This is a genomic window from Mesorhizobium sp. M1E.F.Ca.ET.041.01.1.1, from assembly GCF_003997355.1.
Lineage (GTDB): Bacteria > Pseudomonadota > Alphaproteobacteria > Rhizobiales > Rhizobiaceae > Mesorhizobium.
The window spans coordinates 1-1,329 of the sequence record NZ_RZSL01001013.1 but is presented as its reverse complement, the minus strand read 5'-3'; the positions used below and the strand labels follow the sequence as shown (position 1 = coordinate 1,329).

At 61.2% G+C, this 1,329-nt stretch carries 2 protein-coding genes; one reads left to right on the top strand and one right to left on the bottom strand.

Going from position 1 to position 1,329, the window contains the following annotated elements:
* Positions 1 to 168: 168 nt before the first annotated feature.
* Complete coding sequence (locus tag EOA38_RS36895; protein ID WP_127301527.1) at positions 169 to 693, top strand: helix-turn-helix transcriptional regulator; 525 nt, start codon at positions 169 to 171, stop codon at positions 691 to 693.
* 88 nt (positions 694 to 781) lie between these two features.
* On the opposite strand, the gene EOA38_RS36890 is transcribed toward EOA38_RS36895, so the two are convergent.
* A partial coding sequence (locus tag EOA38_RS36890) for a hypothetical protein (RefSeq protein ID WP_210213022.1) occupies positions 782 to 1,329 on the bottom strand: 548 nt, incomplete at its 5' end.

The following is a 1,329-nucleotide window of genomic DNA, read 5'->3' as shown; positions in this document are numbered from 1 at the left end:
GTTTGGGACGGAACAGACGCGGCGCCGGCGATCGCGGCAGCGCCCACAACGAGGTATTTCAGCATGGTGCGGGCTCTTTTCCTCTGAAGGTTTTTGATACTTTACTGTGGATTTTGCTCAGGGAAAAGGGCAGACCGAACAGGCGGGTTCGTGCGAATACATAGATTCATGCTGCCAAACGAAGCGGGCGAGGTGAACAACCCGCTTCGGGACAATATCGCGTGGTTCCTCGAAGCCGAGCGCCGTAAGCGAGAGCTTCGCCATCAACACATGGCGGAACTGTTCAGGACATCGCCTGGTCAAGGGCTGGCATACCGCACCTACATCCGCACCATGAGAAAACGAAACAACGTGACCCTGCGCACGGTCGAACAGATGGCCCAGGCACTGCAGGTGTCGATCGCGACACTTCTGGTCGGCGGCGCAGCGGTGGAATCCTGGGCGCACGAGCTCACCGAAAAATCGATCCGCGCGCGCCTCGCCGCCATCATCGACAGCGAGCGTAAGCGCCGCAACCTGGTCCGCTATCAAATGGCGGAGCTGCTGGGTGTGTCGGAGATCACTTTCACCAAGCTCGAGCGCGCGAGCGGCAATATCAGTGTCGACACGATCGCCGCCGTCGGCGAGGCGCTCGGCCGCGATCCGGCAACCTTCCTGTTTCAGGAACCCGACAGCCAGCACCAACCGGCCTGATTTGGCGACCGATCCCCAAGGCTGCTTCAAAAACAGCCCTCGTGCAGCCTTTAGGGTTCCGCGGCAAGCGTGATTGGCGGCTAGGGCGTCAACCGGTCGGCGATTCGTGACTGGGGAATGGCTTCGACCCCTGCGGCGCCCAGTCGGATCGGCTGTTAAACGGTCTTTTGCTATATTTATTGCGGGAGCTTCCTGTGGACGCCGCTTTTTTGAAGGCAGTCGGATAAAATTTAAGGCCGAGATTGGGCCGAAATTTCGCAATCCAGGCGATCTGACGCCGATGCACGACAACAATGTGATTGGTGAGGTTCCTGGCTCGCCATTGCCTGCGCTCGGTGACGCGCAGCAAGCCGAGCGTGCCGGCTTTGCGCAGCGCATTGCGCACCGTTGTCGGCCCGACGCCGGCGCGATCGCCGATTTCCTTTACCGATCGGTCGCAGTTGCCGTGCTGCCGGCAGTCGGACATGACAATGTAGAGTGCCGCGCTTTCGCCTTCGGTGAACTCGCCGGCGAATTCGGGCCGGATAGCCTGCATGCGGGCGAGACGCCGCTTGCGTCTCCATCGCACGGGATCTCGCAAGCCGCGGGCAGCTTCGCGGCGGCCTCGCTCACTGCGAGGGCGTTGCGGATAAGAGG

Excerpts from the sequence above, each read along its gene's own strand:
- EOA38_RS36895 (WP_127301527.1), top strand. The coding sequence starts at position 169 with ATGCTGCCAAACGAAGCGGGCGAGGTGAACAACCCGCTTCGGGACAAT.